Below are 18,222 nucleotides of genomic sequence, written 5' to 3'. Positions count from 1 at the left end.
AAGTGCAGGTACAGTCGAAATCCCCTGAATAGGGTATATAACCAAAAAACGGGCTGGTCAGAGAGAGGCGCCCGCACCCGTTCCAGCATGGAGCCAGGGAGCGGGCCGGAAAACTGCAAAAAATCCGCTGCCTGAGCACTCATCCTGCAGACAGTTTGTTATCGTACTTGTCAGACCCATGTGTTTGGAGAACGATAGCGTGGACAAGGCAACACTGTTGGCAGAACTGGAGCAGGCCCGGCAGCGCACCCGGGCGCTGATAACCTCCCTGCCGGACGACAGGCTGGATGTGCCCTATCATCCCGGGGTCAATCCCCCGTTGTGGGAGATGGGGCACGCCAGCTTTTTTTACGAAGTGTTTGTGCTCAACTGGCTGGATGGCACCCCAAGCTATAATCCCGCGATGGATGATCTGTGGGATTCCTTTCATGTGGATCACCGTGATCGCTGGTGCCAGGAACTGTTCCCGGGGCGCGCGGACACCCTGGCGTATTTCGACACCATCTACGACCGCGTTGCGGAGCGTATCCGTCACAAGCCGCTGACAGACGAAGATCTGTATCTTTATCGCTACGCCATATTCCACCAGAACATGCATATCGAGTCGCTGATCTGGTGTCGGCAGACGGTGGGTTACCCGGCCTCGCCCGACTACAATCCGGAACGCGCGGCGCCCGGCGACCAGGTGGCCGGGGATGTCACCATTCCGGAAGGGCGATGGGTGATCGGCATGCCCGGGGAGTCCGCGAGTTATGCCACGGATGATTTCGCTTTTGACAATGAGAAGCCCCGATTCGAGGTGGAGCTGGCGTCATTTGCGATCTCCCGTGTGCCGGTGTCCAACCGGGATTTTCTGATGTTTGTGGAGGATGGCGGCTACCGGCGTCCGGAACTCTGGTCGCTTGGCGGCTGCAAATGGCTGCAGACCGAGATCGACGTTGCGCTGGTCCACGGTAGTGAAGAGCCGCTGATGCGCTTGCCCCGGCATCCATTGTACTGGCGCTGGCACGATGAACAGTGGCAGGAGCGGTTGTTTGATCGCTGGCAGCCACTGAATCTGGATGCTCCGGTCACCCATGTGACTTATTGGGAAGCGGAAGCCTGGTGCCGCTGGGCGGGTCGGAGACTGCCCACTGAATACGAGTGGGAAGTGGCAGCGCTGGGGAACCGGCCAGGCGAGCCCTTCCGGCGATTCCCCTGGGGTAACGACCCGGTGAGTCCGGAACGTGCCGATATGAGTGGCCGCACTATGGCACAAAATCCGGTCTGGGATTACCCTGAAGGTGAGAGCCCGTTTGGTTGCCGTCAGATGATCGGTACCGCCTGGGAATGGACCAGTAGCCAGTTCTTTCCCTACGATGGCTTCCGGATCGATATGTACCCGTTCATGTCGACCCTGCAGTTCGGTGACCACAAGGTGACACGTGGCGGAAGCTGTGCCACCTCGGCCTCGCTGATCAGGGGCACCTATCGACAGGCATACCTGCCCATGAGAAGCGACGTATACACCGGGTTCCGCAGTTGTGCGTGACCGGAACACTGCTGAGGACCAGCCATGAACGTGTACGAAACCGATGAACTGCTCAGCCAGTATTTGGGATTCCACTTCGGGGATCACTATTTTGGGGTGAGTAATTACCCCGCACGGTGCGCCGGCATCTGTCTGGAGATGATGGCCGGGCGGGACAAGCGCAAGGCACTGGATCTGGGCTGTGCCGTTGGCCGTACGGCTTTTGAACTGGGCCGGGTGTTTGATGAAGTCGTGGGAATCGATCTCTCAAAGCGGTTTGTGGATGCGGCCCATCATCTCAAGCAGCACGGTGAAATCGATTACTTTCGCCGGGACGAAGGAGAACTGGGTGAGCGGGTGACCATAAACCTGGAAGATCTGGGGCTGTCCAGGGCCGCCACGCGGGTGTCGTTTGCCACGGGTGACGCCTGCCAGTTAGGGGCGGAGCATCAGAATTATGACCTGATTTTTGCCGGTAATCTGATCGACCGGCTACAGGCCCCCGGGGCGTTTCTTGCCGGTATCCACGAACGCCTGGCGATGGGAGGCACACTGGTCATCAGCTCTCCCTACACCCTGATGGAGGAGTTTACGCCCCGCAACAACTGGATTGGCGGTTTCGAACTGAATGGTCAGCCCAGGAGTGTGCTGGATGGCATGCGGGACATACTGTCCGATCATTTCGAGCTGATTCAGTCCCCCATGGATGTGACGTTTGTCATCCGTGAAACCCGGCGAAAATTCCAGCACACCATTGCTGAACTGACGGCCTGGCGCAGAATTCGCTGAATCAGTCCAGCCGGGTAAAAAACGCGGTTTGGGTGGGGTGGCCCACTTCGGGATCGTATTCACCGATACCGCCGAATTCCACCTGATACCCGTTACGTTCCGCCACGCCACGAGCCCAGCGACGGAATTTGGTACGGTCCCACTCGAACTTGTGGTCCTCCTCGCGGAATTCATCGGCGGCCAGATCGAACAGCGGATTGTACTCGCGATTGGGGGTGGTCATGAACAGGCAGCCCGGCCGGTATTCGCCAAACACCGCGAGTTCCACCTTCGAGAGTTGTCCGGGATAGACGTGTTCAATAGTCTCCACCATCGCGGCGGCATCGTAGCCTGACAACGCGGGGTTGCTCTCGGCGTAGGAGCCACGAATCAATCGAACCCGGGGAGCGCCTTCAGACAGGTAGGCCGCCAGATTGACGCGGGCCTGCTGCAGGGAAAGGCCGGAATGCTCCAGCCCGGTAATCGAGCTGAACTGAGCATCTGCGAGCAGGCGGTACAACAATGAACCCGATCCGCACCCGAGATCCAACACGCGGGTCGCCCCGGTTGCCTTGAGTACCCGGAACACATGGTCCAGGCGTTCCTCGTGCAGGGAGGTCATCTGGGTCATCCGGCTTTCTCCGGACACGGCCGGTTCGAACATCAGGTTTCTGCTCCCGCAGTGTGTCCAGGTACCGCACTTTGCCGACTCTTTAACTGGCTGGCCAGCGCGACACCGGTTTCGCTCATGGTGAGATAGGCCTCATTCGCCCCGGCTTCCCGAATCTGTCGTGCTTCATCCTCGTACATGGTGTGAGCCACGATGTAACCCAAAAAGCCTTTCTTCCGAAGATTCCGGGCGGCGATGAGTTTACCCTCAATGTCACCCATGCTGAGGATGACTGCTTCAACCGATGGCATATGAAGGCCGTGCCAGAAGGACATATCCTCCGCGTCCGCGAAGACCACGTTGCGTTCCGCCTTCTGGTGTTTGGCGACCTTGGCCGGATCCGAGTCCAGCCCCATAACGCGGGGTTCAGACTGGGCCAGGTGATCATAGGCGGCTGTACCGGTCCGGCCCATTCCCATGATCAGCATCCTGGTGCTTCCCAGTGAAATCGGCTGTTCATCGGGGTGGTGGCGTTGGCCTTCGTAGGGGGTGAGCCGTGCGCTGAAACGCTCGTAAAGGGTATGGGCAAAACGATTGACCGGCGCGGACACAATGAAGGATATCGCTACAGTCAGTGCCAGTGGCACCAGCCAGTCCGGCAAGGCAACGCTCGCGACAATCAGGCCGAACTCACTGTAGTTGGTGAGTGACAGAGCACTGAGAAAACCGCTGCGGGCCCGAAGTCGGAAGGCGAGCAGCAAAAAGAAGAACAGTATGCCTTTCAGTGGCAACACCACCGAAGCAACCAGTGCGAAGATCAGGGCATCGCCGTCGGGCAGTCCGCTAATGCCGATCTGCAGGAAGAAACCAACCAGGAAGACTTCCTTGACGCTCCAGAGGGATTTGGCCAATTCCTGGGATCGTGGATGGTTGGCCAGCATGGCGCCAAACACCAGGGCTCCCAGTTCCGAGCTCAGCCCGACCGCTTCGAAGCCAAACCCGCCGAGCACCAGGGCCAGCAGCAGCCCGAGCAGAACCAGCAGTTCGTCATGGCCACTGGCATCAAGGAGCCGGAACAGCAGTGGGCGCAGCAGTGGCAAGCCAAAGACAATGAGTGCCCAGTGGGATGGCGCTTGTCCCGCAGCCAGACTCATCACCACCAGGGCAATCAGATCCTGCATGATCAGGATGCCGATGGCCACGCGACCGTGAAAAGCACGCAGCTCCCGCTTGCTTTCCAGCACCTTGGCAGCGAGTACGGTGCTGGAAAACGACAGCGCGACGGCCAGTAACAGCGCTGTCTGCCAGGACAGGTCCATCAGCAGGTACAGTCCCGGGGTAAATACCGCACAGGTGATGGAGAAATGGAACAGGCTGCCGCCGATGACTTCCGGGCTGATGATCGAGCGTAGCTTGAGTTTCAGGCCCACGGTAAACAGCAACAGCAGAACGCCAAGATGAGCGATGTGCTCAAGGGCGTTGGTGGCCTCAACGGTGATGTCGATGGTTTCGGCCAGGCCGCTCAGGACAAATCCGGCCGCCAGGTAACCGACCAGGGGTGGCAGGCCGGCGGTTTTTACCAACAGCCCGAGGCCAAAGGCGAATGAAATCCAGATTGCTTCTGGCATGGTGGTGGTCTATCGGATCAGTGGCTGGATTGAATGAACTCCCGAAACAGTCTGGCAGATTCTTCCGGTACCTCTATCATGGGCGCGTGCCCCACGCCTTCCAATAGTACCTTTCGGGCATTTGGAATGCGCTCCACAAACACATCGGCGTTGCGATAATTTATCACACGGTCCTCCTTCCCCCACACCACCAGTACCGGAGCGCGGATCTGTGTAATAGCGTTACGGAAGTCCGGTTCGTAGCCGGTGTCGCGAATGGCGGCAAAAATAACCTCGTTGACTTCCCGGTTGGCAATGGCCTTTTCTTCCATCACATCCAGGATCGGCCAGGGCGCGAAGGGTTTCTTCTCCAGCGCGAAGTCCATCAGACGATCAAAATCCCCGGGCTTTCGTGGGATCAGCGGGTTGTCGCCCTCCGTTACCAGGTCCACCAGTTCACTGTCATATTCAAAGATGCCTGCGGGATCGAACAGGACAGCAGAACGAACCTGCTCGGGAAAGGTCGCGGCATAGAGGGCGGTGATGGCGCCCCCCATGGAGTTGCCCATCATGTGGGCCTGGTCGATATCGAGTGTCTCGAGAATACGGGACACGTGTTGAACCTGGTCTTCGAAGCGGTAGCCGAGATCCAGATCCTTGCTGCTGTCACCGTGACCGGGAAGGTCGATGGCGTAGACGTTGAAGTCATCGGTCAGCTTCGCGGCCAGGCGGGTCCAGTTGTCCTTGTTGGCGCCGAATCCGTGAATGAGAACGACGCTATCGCCATTGGCTGACTCTTTGTTCCGGAGATAGGCAATGTCCATTTCCCCAACCGCTACCCGGTCTGGTTCAAGCCCCGCGGATGAGCGCTCCCAGCCAATGGCGGTGTCGTAGATGTCCTGGCGTGAGCAACCCCAAAGCAGCGTGGCAAGGGCAAGCAGAAGCAGCACTGGCAATCGGGGTGTCGATGTCATTGGAAATCCGGCTCCGTTTCCGTTGGGGGGCTGTCCGTATCAGGCAAGGGTTACAGTAACTTAAAAAAAAGCCCGGTCAAGGACCGGGCTTCAACTGTCACTGTCATGTCCGGGGGGATGGCGATGCGGTTGAGTTCAGGGCGATCGGGGGACCGATGCCAGTGTTTGTGAAATCTCCCAAAACACTTACTCTGTTTATCGTCTGCCAAAAACAAGAATCATGAGGTTGTCATGAAGCCCAGGTTAAGTCTGGTTGGCCGTTATTCCTTTATCTCCCTGACCTTGATGGTTGGTTCTGTCGCGGTGCTCAGTGCGCTCTATACCGCGGTATCGGATTCGGTCAACGAGCGGCTTGCCGGAGAGCGTCTTGAGGCCCAGGTTGCCGGAAACGCAAACCGGTTAACCAGTTTTATCGAGAACCGGATCTATCAGTTGGAAACCCTGTCTACCCACCCTTCCATGCCTTTGTACCTGACATACAATGATGCGGTTCCCGACGGTGTCAAAGAACTGGTGCGGGTCGAGGCCGACTCACCGGATCTCTATGGCATCCTGTTTTTCGACAGCAGAAATAACCTGACGGAAGTGATTCCGGGCCAGGCAGCTTCCGGAAGCCCCTACTGGAATCGTGAAGCCTGGTCTATCGCCGGGTTACCGGTCATACACTATGATACCAGTGAGATTATTGGCCCGTGGCTGCCGGGTAACGGTGGTCCGGCCTGGTTGCTGATACGCCAGCCGCTGAGGGCGGGGGCAGAACAGGCCGTACAGGGTGCGATTGCCCTGCATGTGCGGCTGGCATCGTTGACAGAACTGATGCGTACAGAAAACCTGGCCGGCGTGTTGCGACCATTCCTGCGAACGCCCAACGGCGAGCTCCTGGACGCTACGGGTAACCTTCAGACAACGGTGCCGGAAGGCCTTCGTACCGGCCCGGAAGTGTTGCCGGGGTGGCGGATTGATTATGTGGTTTCCGCCGGTGAGATTCTGAGTCCGTTGCGTAACGCCCAACTGGGACTCTACGCCCTCGCCGGCGTGTTGGCCCTGGGAACGGTTATTCTGTTCTGGGCCCTTGCCAGAAGCCTGCGCCGACGGGTGGCCCGTTTAACGGAGGGGGCGGAAGCCTTTGCCTCTGGTGACCTGCACTTTCGCTTGCAGGCGCCCAGAAACGACAAGGACGAGATTGACGTATTGGCGCACGCTTTCAACGCGATGGCAGACCGTCTACAGGAAATGATCGCGCGTACCGTACAGGCAGAGAAAATGGCCGTGCTCGGGGAGTTTGCCACGGGCGTAGCCCATGAGGTACGTAACCCGTTGGCCACAATCAAGTTGACGGTCCAGGCGTTGGAGAAGCGCGAGCCAGACAAAGAACGCAGGGAGTTGCTGGTTTCAGTCGAGGATGAAATTGATCGCCTTAATCGTGTGGTCGGGGATCTGCTGGACTATGGCCGCCCGGTACCGGGCGAGCCACAGCAGGTGGATATCCGCAGAATTTTCCGCCATGCCACGGTGCTGACCTCCGGGCTGGCTGACAGTCGTCAGGTGACGGTCAGTGCCACCGGGGATTCCAGTTTGACGATCCATGCCAGTCCGGACCAGATCATTCAATGCCTCGTTAATCTTGTGGCCAATGCTATTCAGGCCTGCAATCCGGGAGGGATGGTGCATCTCCGGGCCTATCGCACCGGTGATTGCCTGGCGGTGGAGATCACCGATAACGGTTGTGGCATGTCCGAGGAAACCCTCAACCGCGTGACCGAGCCATTTTTTACCACTCGGTCCGATGGCACGGGGCTTGGCCTGAGTATTACCCGTCAACTTGTTGAGCTTAACGGCGGCGAGATGCAGCTTCGCAGTCTGCCCGGGCAGGGCACAACGGTATTGGTCACCTTGCCCGCCGGCAAGAGTGGTACCCTGACAGCAGACCAATAAAAAGAGAGTTCCTGAAAACCACTATGCGCCTGAACATCCTGATTGTTGATGATGAAAAGAGTTTCGTGCGGTCTTTGACCTTTGCGCTTCAAGAAGCCGATTGCAGTACCAACTGTGCCCATACAGGTGAAGATGCCCTGGCGATCCTTGAGCAGGATTTGCCGGATTTGATGCTGCTGGACCTGCGGCTGCCAGGTATGAGCGGCATGGATGTCCTGAACGAAACAGCCCGTCTGTATCCGGATCTGCCGGTGGTGATGATTTCGGCCCACGGTGATACGCGTGCGGCTGTACAGGCGGTGAAAGCCGGCGCTACGGATTATCTGACCAAGCCTTTTGCCCTGGATGAACTGCTTCACCTGATCGATTCGGTGACTGAACGAACCCGGATGCGGGATGAACTGGCCTACCATCGCAGCAGGGCGGCCTCATCTTCCGGTCTTATGGGCGACAGCGACGCCATGCAGCAACTCTGGCAGAAAGTGCAGCGGATATCGGCGAGCAGTGCTGGCAGGATTCTGTTGTTGGGTGAGTCAGGGACTGGCAAGGCCCTGGTGGCCCGGGCTATTCACGAACAGAGTAACCGCTCTTCCAGAGCCTTCGTGGAGATCAACTGCGCGGCCTTGCCGGAGCAGTTGATTGAGGCGGAACTCTTTGGTGCCGAAAAAGGGGCCTACACGGGCGCCCACCAGAAACGTCCCGGTCTGGTAGCCCTGGCGCACGATGGTACGTTGTTTCTGGATGAGATTGGTGAACTGCCTCTTGCCCTGCAGGCCAAGTTCCTGCATTTCCTGGAAAACGGCGACTATCGCCCGGTGGGTGGTGGCGCCAGTGCTACCGCGGATGTCCGGGTTATTGCCGCGACTAATCGGTCGCTGGAAGCGGAAGTCCGCAACGGGCATTTTCGGGAGGACCTTTATTTCCGGCTGAATGTCATTGAGCTGACCATTCCGCCATTACGGGACAGGGGGGGCGATGTGCGTAAGTTGCTGGACATGTTCATCGAATCCCAGGCCAGGGAAGAGGGCTGCCGGCCCATCACTATCCTTCCGGACACGCTGGACTGCCTGACCGCATACAACTGGCCAGGCAACGTACGGGAGCTGCGCAATCTGGTAGAACGGCTTACGATTCTCTATCCGGGCCAGCTGATTCGGCCCCATCAGTTACCCGGTGAGTTTCCTGCCTCCAGCTCCAGCGCATCTACCGGTCGGAAGACCACCGATTCCTCCTTCGACCAGCACTTACAGCAGACCGAGCGCCAGTTGTTATTGGATGCCCTTGAGAAAACCGGCGGACGCAAAGGGAAAGCCGCTGAACATTTGGGACTGTCCCGGCATGCATTCAAACGCCGTTTGCAGCGATTGGGGTTAGGTTGATGAGCGGATTCCGCTCATCCTGGTCACCATGAATGAGCGAAATCCGCTCAAATTTCCTTGTTATTACCTGCGTAATGAGAGTGGTACAGCCTCTCAGGCCAGGTTCCTGCCTCGTTTCAGTGCATTGGCCCTACTTTTGCTGAATACCCTGACGACTGGTTTACAACAATAATCCAAAACCATGGGCCGGACACGGCCGGCTCAGGAGGCTGATTTGCCGGGACCAAAAACCCGCCCGTATCAGACCGCACTGGCCACAGCGCGCCGGCCCTGGCCATGGCGACTCTGGTTGGTGGTGATTGCGCTGCTGGCCAGTGGAGAGGCCCTTGCCGATGTGTCGGCCCAGCCATCGACCCCGCTGGTGGGCAGGGTAGAGTTGGGGGTCGATGATAGCCGTGCCGACGCTACCGTCGCCTGTATGTATCCGATGACTGGTCGTTCTGCCAGCTTCGGCCGGGACAGCATTGTGGCCATCCAACTTGCCCTCGAGGAACTTTCTTCCGACCCCGATGCACCCCGCCTTCGGGTAATTGTGGACGACTCCCGCTCCAAAGCGTCTTTCGCCGTGCGTATGGCTGAAGATTTCATTGCACAGGACAACGCCGACATTCTTTGCGGCATCGTCAGCTCTGGCGTGGGTATGGCGGTCAGCCGACTGGCCAGGCAGCGCCGGATCATTATGGTGGGGACTGATCATGCGTCTTCTCGCGCCTCCATTGAAGAAGGTCATCGCTACTATTTCCGGGTGTCGAGTGACACCTGGTATTCACACGCAGCCGGTGCCCGCTACCTGAAAGAACTGCGGGAAAAAACCGGTTGGCGGAAACTGGCGTTTCTGGGCCCGGATTATGAATATGGCCGGGTTGCCTGGCGTGACCTCCAGCAAGCCCTGGAACAGAACGACGTTCCATTTGAGGAAACCGGAACATACTGGCCCAAGCTCTACGAGCCCGACTACTCGCTTTATATCCAGTCATTGCTGGAATCCCCACCGGATGTGCTGGTGGTCTCCCTCTGGGGAGGCGATTTTGTCGCCTTCCTGGAGCAGGCGCGCACGACCCAGTTGTTCAGCCGTATGCGGGTGGCGAACTTCGATGCCGGTGGTGATTACGAAACCCTGGTAAGCCTGAAGAACGATCCACCGGAAGGCCTTATTCTCTCTGCCCGTCATCATGTTAACTGGCCTCCCACCGAACGAAACCGCCGGTTTGTAACCCGCTTTCATGAACTGTCCGGGCGTTATCCGAGTTATTCCGCCCAGGGGGCTTACGCTGGCATGTTAACCATCGCCCGCGCGATTCGCATCGCCGGTGATGTCACCGATACCGACGCCATGATTGAAGCGCTGGAAGGGCTCGAGATTCCCTTGCCCAAGGATCCGGAGGGTTACGTCTCTTACATTGATCCGGATACCCACCAGATTGTTCAGGCCCAGGCCATCGGGACGCCGGTGGCCAACGATCAATACCCTCCTGCCCGGGTCATGCTGGGCAACTGGGTTGTTTACGGTGCTGAATCCCTGAAACCGTCCGCCGCTTTGGTTAAAAAGCGACGCGGTGAATCCGGCGGCTGATCCTGATCGGTAGCTGCCCAAACCAAAGAAGGCAAAACAAAAGCACAACCTGAAGTACGACAGAAAACAACAATCAAGGAGAACAAAATGAAAAATTCCAATCAACGTCGCATCTGGCAAAAAACGCTTCTGGGCACCGCAACGTCTGTGGCCATGGCTTCGGTCGGTGTGATGGGTATGGCAGCAACCGCCAGTGCCGAGGACTCCTTCAAATTGGGGTTCGTGACCTTCCTCTCTGGTGGTGCCTCGGGGCCATTTGGCGTGCCTGCTGCCCAGGGGGCGGAGATCGTCATCAAGGCTATCAACGAAGGCAGTCTGCCAGCACCTTATAACACCAAAGGCGTTAATGGCCTGACGCTCGAATCCGTCGTCGTCGATGAAGCGGGTGGTCCTACCAAGCAGGTTGAAGAGTACCGGAATCTGGTTCAGCGCCAGGACGTCAATGCAGTGATCGGTTATATCTCCTCCGGCGACTGCCTGGCAATTGGCCCGGTGGCGGAAGAAATGAAGATGTTCACCATCGCTTTCGACTGCGGTACCTCCCGTCTGTTCCAGGAGATCGACAATCCCCAGTACATGTTCCGTACCGGCCTCGATGCGGTAGCGGATAACGTGGGGGCGGCGCGGTATCTGGCCGAAACCCGGCCAGACGCCGTTCGCATTGCCGGTATTCAGCAGAACTACGCCTGGGGGCAGGATTCCTGGCAGGACTTTACCCTGGCCATGGAGCAGTTGATGCCAGAGGCGGAGATCATCACTAACCAGACGCCGCAGCTCTTCCAGGGCAGCTACAGCACTGAGATTTCAGCACTCCAGACCCAGCGCCCGGACATTGTCCACTCGTCAATGTGGGGCGGAGACATGGAGTCCTTCACTGCTCAGGCGAACGCCCGCGGTCTGCTGGAGCAAGCGACGGCGATTCTTACCACCGGTGAATCCGGTCTGCATCGCTTTGACGGCCAGGCCCCCAATGGCACGATTCTGGGTGGGCGCGGTCCCTTTGGTGGTTTCATGCCGGAAAATGACCTGAGCGAATGGTTTACCAAAGCTTATGTAGCCGAGCATGGTACACCTCCGAGCTACCCTGCCTCCAAGGCCGCTCAAGCTGTCCTGGCCCTGAAGTTCGCCGCCGATAACTCAGACGCCGAGGGTGTCCCCAGTTCTGAGCAACTGGCCGAAGCACTCAAAGGTGCCGAGTTCGAATCCGTAAGCGGCACTGTGCGCATGGCCCTGGCGGGTGGCCATCAGGCCCTGCAGCCGATGTCCTACGGTGAATACCATTTCGAGGATGGCGAGGCTGAACTGCGCAACGTCCGGTCCTACCCGGGCGAGTGTGTGTCTGCTCCGGACGGATACAACGCCCAGCAATGGATCAAGGAAGGCTTCCCCGGAGTCGACTGTAACTGATCCATTGATCAACCACTGGCAGCCGCAAGGCTGCCGGTGGTCCGATAACAGGAGTACACACTGATGTTAACGGTCTGGGCAATATTGATTGACGGTTTCATCTACGCGTCCTGGTTGTTTCTGGTGGCGGCGGGTTTAACGGTCATCTACGGCGTCATGCGGATTCTGAACATGGCCCATGGCAGCCTTTATGCCCTCGGTGCCTATGCCGCCGCTTCGGCGCTGGGTTGGTATTACGCCGGGGGTGGAGACAATCTGGCCATGGCTTTTGCCATTATCGCAGCCTCTGCGATATTGATTGGCGCCCTGACCGGGCTGGCCATTGAGCGAGGCATACTGAGGCTCATGTATGGTCGCGATGAGATCCTGATGCTGCTCATTACGTTTGCCGTACTGTTGATTCTCGAAGACGTCATGAAGCTGATCTGGGGCACGACCCCCTACTTTGCGTACCAGCCATACGCCGCCTTGGGCCGAATCAACATTGATGTACTGACCGTATCGCGTTATGACCTGCTGGTGCTGGCGGTCTCGGTAGTGATTGGCGTGGGCTTGTGGTTCTGGCTTGAGCGCACAAAGATCGGCAAGATCCTGCGTTCCATCATCCACGACCGGGAAGTATCCGAAGCCATGGGCGTTAACGTGCGCCGCATGTTCACCATCACCTTCATGATCGGGGCAACCCTGGGCGCCATCGCCGGTGGTATTACGGCTCCCATTATCTCCGTGGTACCGGGCCTCGGGATTGAGGTCATTGTACTGGCCTTTGCCGTCGTGGTGACCGGCGGCCTGGGTAGCATCACTGGCGCGGCAGTGGGCGCTGTCATCGTCGGTCTGGCGCGGGCGACGTCCATCCACACCATGCCCGAACTGGAACTGTTCATCATTTACGCCGTGATGGCGGGGGTGTTGATCTTCCGACCCCATGGCCTGTTTGGCCAGGTGATTGCGAGGAAAATCTGATGATCGTGGAAAAAAGTGAAATTTCCCTGATCGGTGTCGCCGTGGCTATTGCGCTGGCGTCACTGGTGGTCCCGAACTGGCTTGTTTTTACAACGACCCTGGCTATTTCCACCGCATTGGTGGTGATGGGCGTGGTCATGTTGATGCGGGCGGGGCTGGTGTCGTTTGGTCAGGGGCTGTTCTATTGCCTTGGCGGCTATGCTGTGGGCCTGGGCGGCCGTTATCTGGGCATAACGGATGCCTTGCTGTTGATTGTTCTGGGCATAGTGGTGACGGTTGCCGTAGCCATGATTCTGGGACTGCTTGTCACGCGCTATCGGGAAATATTCTTCGCCATGTTATCCCTGGCGTTTTCGATGATTCTGTACGGGCTTCTGGTGAAAAGCCATGGGCTGGGAAGCACAGACGGTTTTGGTGTCGTGGACTGGACTATTCTCGGCTATACGCCGGGCTCAGGTGAGAGCAGTTCCAGGACCGCATTGCTGCTGGCGCTCGGGTTGGCGCTGGGGATTGCCCTGTTTCTCAATCGTTATTTCCGCTCCAGTCTCGGCCTGGCCTGTGAGGCTATCCGGGAAAATGAGGTGCGTGTGGAGTACATGGGGGTATCGCGTAAGCAGGTGCTCTATATCAACTATGTGATTGCGGCTGCGGTCGGTTCCATTGGTGGTTCAATGACTGCGCTGGCTGCCGGCCATGTGGACCCGACCATGGCCTACTGGACCATCTCGGGTGAGTTTGTGTTCATCGCCATCCTCGGCGGTACAGGACACGTGGCGGCCCCCTTTATCGCCGCGTTGATTTTCACGCTGGTACGAACCTATGCCATTGAACTGGCGCCCAATGCCTGGCAAATCATCCTGGGTATCGTGCTGTTGATGATCATCCTGTTCCTGCCAAAAGGGATCTGGAGCCTGTTTTCCCGTAAGAAAGGGGTGGCCTCATGACCGAGATTCTGAAAACCACCGGGCTGTCCCGTTATTTTGGCGCGGTGACAGCCGCTGAAGACATCAATGTGACCATCACCGAAGGTGAGATTGTCGGGGTCATCGGTGCCAACGGCGCCGGGAAGACCACCTTCATCAACATGGTGACCGGTTACCTGCCTCCGTCCAGCGGCACCATTGATTTCGGCGGTAAAGCCATCAAGGGCCTGGGCCCACGCAAATTGATGAGAAAGGGATTGACCCGATCATTCCAGATTCCACAGCTGTTTCTGGAACTCCCGGTTATCGACAACCTCGCCATCGCTCTGGCGGCCGCTGAAAATCAACAGTTCCAGATGATTCGGCCAGTGCGCACGTCGAAGCGGCTGGAAACCGCAGCAGAGATTCTGGCCCAGATGAACATTTCCCAGTACCGTGATGAGATGGTCACCGCCATGCCCCAGGGGGCGCGCAAGCTGCTGGACATTGCTATTGCCATGCTGGGGAGCCCGAGAATGTTACTGTTGGATGAGCCTACCAGCGGTGTCAGCATGGAAGAAAAATACGCCTTGATGGATACAGTGATGGAGGCGGTTCGTCAGAGGGGGTTGACGGTACTGTTTGTCGAGCACGACATGGAAATTGTCCAGCGCTACGTGACACGGGTGTTGGCCTTTGCCAGCGGTATTGTTATCAAGGATGGTCCGGTAGACGAAGTGCTGGCGGATGAGAAGGTTCAGGAACTTGTGACCGGCAAACAGAAGGCGCCCAAAGCCGAGGGAGATGACTGATATGAGTCTCGAAATTGCCAATCTCGACGTCTCCATTGAGGGCATAAATATCCTCCGGGACATAAACCTGAATATTCCGGAAGGTCAGATGGCCGGTCTGATTGGCCACAATGGCGCCGGCAAGACCACGCTGATCCGGGCCATTATGGGTCTGTTACCCGCTACCCGGGGATCCATTGCCTTTAAGGGACAGGACATCAGCAAACTGCCGGCGCATCGACGGGCCAGTCTTCGCATCAGTTACATGCCGGAGGACCGGCGGCTGATACCAGAGCTGACGGTGTCCGAGAACATGCTCATGCCGGCGTGGACAAACCACATCAAGGATGGTGAAGAGCGACTGAAATGGGTGTATTCGCTGATGCCCGAAATTGCCGACTTCGGTGAACGCAAGGCGCTGCAGTTGTCAGGCGGCCAGCAGAAGCTGGTGGCGCTGGGGCGTGCGCTAATCCCGGGCCGGGAACTGATCCTGCTGGATGAGCCATTCGAAGGGGTCGCACCGGTATTGGCCAGGCGTTTGTCTGAGGTCATTGCCGACCTGCGGGCCGAAGGCCTGACGGTACTGATCGCGGAATCCGATGACAGCCATTCCTCTGATCTGGTGGATATGACCTGGCGTATTGAACGCGGATCCGTATCTGCCGGTCGAAAGGATCCGTCTGAGTCGTTAGCCTGACCACAGAACAATAACCGATTGAGGAAACACGCCATGAAAATTCGCGCAGCCGTTTTGCAAGCCATCGGGGTGGAACGCCCATACCAGGACAGCAGGCCTCTGGTGATTGAGGAGCTGGAACTGGATCCACCCGGTGACAACGAAGTGCTGGTTCAGGTCAAGGCCGCTGGTCTGTGCCATTCCGACCTTTCCGTTATCGATGGAAATCGTCCGCGTCCTGTGCCCATGGCTCTTGGCCACGAAGCCGCTGGCATCGTAAAGTCGGTTGGCAATGGCGTCCGTGACCTGAAAGTGGGTGATCATGTGGTTGCTGTGTTCGTGCCCAGCTGTGGGCACTGTGCGCCTTGTGCGGAGGGGCGCCCGGCCTTGTGTGAGCCGGCGGCAAAAACCAACAACGCCGGCACTCTGGTTTGTGGTGAGCACCGGTTACACCGGGCCGATGGCACGCCGGTTAACCATCACCTGGGGGTTTCCGCCTTTGCGGACCACGCTGTTGTTTCCCGGGATTCACTGGTCAAGATTGATCCGGACTTGCCACTGCACCATGCCGCATTGTTTGGTTGCGCCGTGTTGACGGGCGTGGGTGCAGCGATCAACTCTGCAGGCATCAGGGCGGGCCAGAGCGTCGCGGTGATCGGACTTGGTGGTGTGGGCCTGAACAGCGTGCTGGGAGCGCTGGTAGCTGGCGCCGGTGAGGTGATTGCCATTGATCTGGATGACAGCAAGCTGGCGCTGGCCAGCGAGCTGGGGGCAACCCATGCCTTTAACTCACGGGAAGAAGATTGCGCCGACCGGATCAAGGCACTAACCAATGGAGGCGTTGACTGTGCCATTGAAATGGCCGGCTCCGAAAAAGCCCTGGAATTTGCCTACCAGATCACTCGTCGTGGTGGAACCACGGTTACCGGTGGTCTGGCCCACCCGGAAAAGAAAGTGGCTATCCAGCAAGTCAGTCTGGTGGCAGAGGAGCGCACTCTCAAGGGGAGTTATGTCGGTAGCTGTGTGCCGGTTCGCGACGTTGCCCGTTATGTCACCCTGTTCCGTCAGGGCAAGCTGCCGGTGGACAAGTTGCTCAGCGATACCCTGACGCTGGATGACATCAATGAAGGGTTTGAGAGGCTTGCTGCCGGTAAGGCTGTTCGTCAGGTCGTGTTGTTTGATTAGGTTCTGAACAACTGACGCAACCGCAGCTTATACGGGAGAGAGTATTCAACAATGGCAAGCGGAGAGATCGGTGGAACGAAACCAGTTTGACGTCCTGTACCCAATCACCACCCGGTGGATGGATAACGATGTCTATGGTCACGTGAACAACGTGACCTACTACTCCTACTTTGACACGACCATCAACCAGTACCTGATTGAGGTTGGCGGACTGGATATACATAATTCGCCGGTGGTTGGATACGTCGTCAGCTCCAGCTGTCAGTTCAGAAAACCGGTGGCGTATCCGGACGTACTGGACGCCGGGCTGAGGGTAGTCAAGATTGGAAACAGCTCAGTGACATACGAGCTGGGCCTGTTCAAGAAAGGCGATTTGGAGCCGGTTGCGTGTGGTCAGGTTGTCCATGTGTTCGTTGATCGTGAACAGGAATGCGCTGTTGCTATCCCGGAAAGGATTCGTGCGGCGCTTGAGCGCATCCTGGTTTCCTGATTCGGGCCTGAGTACAGTGGTCGCCAGACAAGAAAGCCCGGTGTTACCGGGCTTTCTTGATGCGATTCTGGAGTCAGGTATTCCCCGAGTTCTCCCGCGCAATTGCCCGATAGGCGATGTCCTTGCGGTAGAACACACCGTCCCACTGGATCCTTGCAGCTACCTCATAGGCTCGCTGCTGGGCTTCGGTAACGGTCTGGCCGAGCGCAGTGGCGCACAGTACGCGACCACCATTGGTAACAACCTGCTCGCCATTGAGTCGGGTGCCCGCATGGAACACTTTTTCTCCTGCGGTTTCAGACTCGGGTAGCCCGGAAATGGCGTCTCCCTTGTTGTAGCTGCCCGGATAGCCGCCGGCGGCCAGCACTATGCCTACTGAAGCCCGGTCATCCCATCTGGAATCGCACTGGTCCAGTTTGCCGTCAATGGCGGCGCCACACAGTTCCACCAGATCGGACTTCATGCGCAACATGATCGGCTGGGTTTCCGGGTCGCCGAAGCGGCAGTTGAATTCAATGACCTTGGGGGCGCCGGCACTGTCGATCATCAGGCCGGCGTACAGGAAGCCCTTGTACGGATAGCCTTCGGCCGCCATGCCACGCACGGTCGGGTAGATCACCTCATCCATGATGCGCTGGTGGATATCGGCTGTCACCACCGGGGCTGGTGAGTAGGCTCCCATGCCGCCCGTATTGGGACCGGTGTCGCCGTCGCCGACCCGCTTGTGATCCTGGGAGGTGGCCATGGGCAGGACGTGTTCGCCGTCCACCATGACGATAAAACTGGCTTCCTCGCCATCGAGGAATTCCTCGATGACCACCCGGCTGCCGGCGTCACCAAAGGCGTTACCGGCCAACATATCGCGGATGGCGTCCTCGGCCTCTTCCAGTGTCATCGCCACGATCACGCCCTTGCCTGCGGCCAGGCCATCGGCCTTGACTACGATGGGCGCGCCCTGTTTGCGCACATAGGCGAGGGCATCATCCACCTCGGTAAAATTGGCGTATGCGGCGGTGGGGATGTTCTGGCGGGCCAGGAAATCTTTGGAAAAGGCCTTGGAGCCTTCCAGTTGCGCGGCGCCTGCGCTGGGGCCAAAAACCCGCAGGCCGCGCTCGTCAAACCTGTCGACGATACCGGCAACCAGTGGCGCCTCGGGACCGACGATGGTCAGGCCGACGTTATTGGCGGCAGCAAAATCCGCCAGCCCGTCCAGGTCCATGACGTCGATGTTGATGTTTTCCAGCCCCGCTTCACGGGCGGTGCCGGCGTTGCCGGGGGCCACGAAGACCCGGTCAGCATCCGGAGACTGGGCGGCTTTCCAGGCCAGGGCGTGTTCCCGGCCGCCGGAGCCTATAACGAGAATATTCATAGCTGCTTCCTGTTTGTCGGATTACGCCTGCGGCTAATCCGACCGACGGTTCAAATCTGAGGCTCAATGTAGGTCGGATTAGC

General features: G+C 58.2%; 16 protein-coding genes. 12 read left to right on the top strand and 4 right to left on the bottom strand.

The features are described 5' to 3' along the window. The first annotated feature begins 199 nt into the window (after positions 1 to 199). Positions 200 to 1,531, top strand: a complete 1,332-nt coding sequence (gene senA / locus ACJO5Y_RS18425; protein WP_406989270.1) for a selenoneine synthase SenA — start codon at positions 200 to 202, stop codon at positions 1,529 to 1,531. 24 nt (positions 1,532 to 1,555) lie between these two features. Then, positions 1,556 to 2,299 carry a putative 4-mercaptohistidine N1-methyltransferase gene (locus ACJO5Y_RS18420; RefSeq protein ID WP_406989268.1) on the top strand — a complete coding sequence of 248 codons (744 nt, stop codon included), beginning with the start codon at positions 1,556 to 1,558 and terminating at the stop codon, positions 2,297 to 2,299. A 1-nt stretch (position 2,300) separates the two neighbouring features. On the opposite strand, the gene ACJO5Y_RS18415 is transcribed toward ACJO5Y_RS18420, so the two are convergent. From ACJO5Y_RS18415 to ACJO5Y_RS18405, 3 genes are read right to left on the bottom strand one after another with little or no spacing between them, the layout of a single operon-like run. Continuing rightward, positions 2,301 to 2,942, bottom strand: a complete 642-nt coding sequence (locus ACJO5Y_RS18415) for a methyltransferase (protein WP_406989266.1) — start codon at positions 2,940 to 2,942, stop codon at positions 2,301 to 2,303. Continuing rightward, positions 2,942 to 4,516 (bottom strand): cation:proton antiporter domain-containing protein, encoded by a 1,575-nt coding sequence (locus tag ACJO5Y_RS18410; protein ID WP_406989265.1) that lies wholly within the window; start codon positions 4,514 to 4,516, stop codon positions 2,942 to 2,944. The genes ACJO5Y_RS18415 and ACJO5Y_RS18410 overlap by 1 nt, the downstream gene beginning before the upstream one ends. A gap of 17 nt (positions 4,517 to 4,533) precedes the next feature. Next, positions 4,534 to 5,469, bottom strand: a complete 936-nt coding sequence (locus tag ACJO5Y_RS18405; RefSeq protein ID WP_406989264.1) for an alpha/beta fold hydrolase — start codon at positions 5,467 to 5,469, stop codon at positions 4,534 to 4,536. Positions 5,470 to 5,700: 231 nt separating this feature from the next. Between ACJO5Y_RS18405 and ACJO5Y_RS18400 the strand changes: the two genes are divergently transcribed. The 10 genes from ACJO5Y_RS18400 to ACJO5Y_RS18355 all read left to right on the top strand — a co-directional run bounded on the left by ACJO5Y_RS18400 (position 5,701) and on the right by ACJO5Y_RS18355 (position 16,770). Next, complete coding sequence (locus ACJO5Y_RS18400; protein WP_406989262.1) at positions 5,701 to 7,404, top strand: sensor histidine kinase; 1,704 nt, start codon at positions 5,701 to 5,703, stop codon at positions 7,402 to 7,404. 23 nt (positions 7,405 to 7,427) lie between these two features. Further along, positions 7,428 to 8,783: a sigma-54-dependent transcriptional regulator gene (locus ACJO5Y_RS18395; protein WP_406989260.1), complete on the top strand. Its 1,356-nt coding sequence runs from the start codon at positions 7,428 to 7,430 to the stop codon at positions 8,781 to 8,783. Positions 8,784 to 8,997: 214 nt separating this feature from the next. Further along, positions 8,998 to 10,356: an ABC transporter substrate-binding protein gene (locus ACJO5Y_RS18390; protein ID WP_406989258.1), complete on the top strand. Its 1,359-nt coding sequence runs from the start codon at positions 8,998 to 9,000 to the stop codon at positions 10,354 to 10,356. 87 nt (positions 10,357 to 10,443) lie between these two features. Further along, positions 10,444 to 11,763: an ABC transporter substrate-binding protein gene (locus ACJO5Y_RS18385; RefSeq protein WP_406989256.1), complete on the top strand. Its 1,320-nt coding sequence runs from the start codon at positions 10,444 to 10,446 to the stop codon at positions 11,761 to 11,763. A 63-nt stretch (positions 11,764 to 11,826) separates the two neighbouring features. Beyond that, positions 11,827 to 12,726 carry a branched-chain amino acid ABC transporter permease gene (locus ACJO5Y_RS18380; RefSeq protein ID WP_406989254.1) on the top strand — a complete coding sequence of 300 codons (900 nt, stop codon included), beginning with the start codon at positions 11,827 to 11,829 and terminating at the stop codon, positions 12,724 to 12,726. After that, a complete protein-coding gene (locus tag ACJO5Y_RS18375; RefSeq protein WP_406989252.1) occupies positions 12,726 to 13,670 on the top strand; it encodes a branched-chain amino acid ABC transporter permease in 945 nt (314 codons plus the stop codon). Before ACJO5Y_RS18380 ends, ACJO5Y_RS18375 begins: the two co-directional genes overlap by 1 nt. After that, the gene (locus tag ACJO5Y_RS18370; RefSeq protein ID WP_406989250.1) at positions 13,667 to 14,440 is read left to right on the top strand and encodes an ABC transporter ATP-binding protein; all 774 of its coding nucleotides are present in this window, start codon (positions 13,667 to 13,669) and stop codon (positions 14,438 to 14,440) included. The genes ACJO5Y_RS18375 and ACJO5Y_RS18370 overlap by 4 nt, the downstream gene beginning before the upstream one ends. Position 14,441: 1 nt before the next feature. Next, a complete protein-coding gene (locus ACJO5Y_RS18365) occupies positions 14,442 to 15,116 on the top strand; it encodes an ABC transporter ATP-binding protein (RefSeq protein WP_406989249.1) in 675 nt (224 codons plus the stop codon). Between the two features lie 33 nt (positions 15,117 to 15,149). Further along, positions 15,150 to 16,280 (top strand): zinc-dependent alcohol dehydrogenase family protein, encoded by a 1,131-nt coding sequence (locus tag ACJO5Y_RS18360; RefSeq protein WP_406989247.1) that lies wholly within the window; start codon positions 15,150 to 15,152, stop codon positions 16,278 to 16,280. Between the two features lie 70 nt (positions 16,281 to 16,350). Continuing rightward, complete coding sequence (locus ACJO5Y_RS18355) at positions 16,351 to 16,770, top strand: acyl-CoA thioesterase (RefSeq protein ID WP_406989245.1); 420 nt, start codon at positions 16,351 to 16,353, stop codon at positions 16,768 to 16,770. A gap of 73 nt (positions 16,771 to 16,843) precedes the next feature. Here ACJO5Y_RS18355 and purD read toward each other — a convergent pair whose 3' ends face one another. Further along, positions 16,844 to 18,139 (bottom strand): phosphoribosylamine--glycine ligase, encoded by a 1,296-nt coding sequence (gene purD / locus ACJO5Y_RS18350; RefSeq protein ID WP_406989243.1) that lies wholly within the window; start codon positions 18,137 to 18,139, stop codon positions 16,844 to 16,846. Positions 18,140 to 18,222 lie beyond the last annotated feature (83 nt).

The organism is Marinobacter alkalisoli (assembly GCF_045449855.1).
In the GTDB taxonomy this organism is placed as follows: domain Bacteria; phylum Pseudomonadota; class Gammaproteobacteria; order Pseudomonadales; family Oleiphilaceae; genus Marinobacter.
The sequence above is the reverse complement of the archived record's forward strand: the minus strand, read 5'-3'. Positions and strand labels throughout refer to the sequence as shown.

Coding starts and splice junctions, on each gene's coding strand:
- ACJO5Y_RS18420 (WP_406989268.1), top strand. CDS start 1,556: ATGAACGTGTACGAAACCGATGAACTGCTCAGCCAGTATTTGGGATTC.
- ACJO5Y_RS18415 (WP_406989266.1), bottom strand. CDS start 2,942: ATGTTCGAACCGGCCGTGTCCGGAGAAAGCCGGATGACCCAGATGACC.
- ACJO5Y_RS18410 (WP_406989265.1), bottom strand. CDS start 4,516: ATGCCAGAAGCAATCTGGATTTCATTCGCCTTTGGCCTCGGGCTGTTG.
- ACJO5Y_RS18405 (WP_406989264.1), bottom strand. CDS start 5,469: ATGACATCGACACCCCGATTGCCAGTGCTGCTTCTGCTTGCCCTTGCC.
- ACJO5Y_RS18400 (WP_406989262.1), top strand. CDS start 5,701: ATGAAGCCCAGGTTAAGTCTGGTTGGCCGTTATTCCTTTATCTCCCTG.
- ACJO5Y_RS18395 (WP_406989260.1), top strand. CDS start 7,428: ATGCGCCTGAACATCCTGATTGTTGATGATGAAAAGAGTTTCGTGCGG.
- ACJO5Y_RS18385 (WP_406989256.1), top strand. CDS start 10,444: ATGAAAAATTCCAATCAACGTCGCATCTGGCAAAAAACGCTTCTGGGC.
- ACJO5Y_RS18380 (WP_406989254.1), top strand. CDS start 11,827: ATGTTAACGGTCTGGGCAATATTGATTGACGGTTTCATCTACGCGTCC.
- ACJO5Y_RS18375 (WP_406989252.1), top strand. CDS start 12,726: ATGATCGTGGAAAAAAGTGAAATTTCCCTGATCGGTGTCGCCGTGGCT.
- ACJO5Y_RS18370 (WP_406989250.1), top strand. CDS start 13,667: ATGACCGAGATTCTGAAAACCACCGGGCTGTCCCGTTATTTTGGCGCG.
- ACJO5Y_RS18365 (WP_406989249.1), top strand. CDS start 14,442: ATGAGTCTCGAAATTGCCAATCTCGACGTCTCCATTGAGGGCATAAAT.
- ACJO5Y_RS18360 (WP_406989247.1), top strand. CDS start 15,150: ATGAAAATTCGCGCAGCCGTTTTGCAAGCCATCGGGGTGGAACGCCCA.
- purD (WP_406989243.1), bottom strand. CDS start 18,139: ATGAATATTCTCGTTATAGGCTCCGGCGGCCGGGAACACGCCCTGGCC.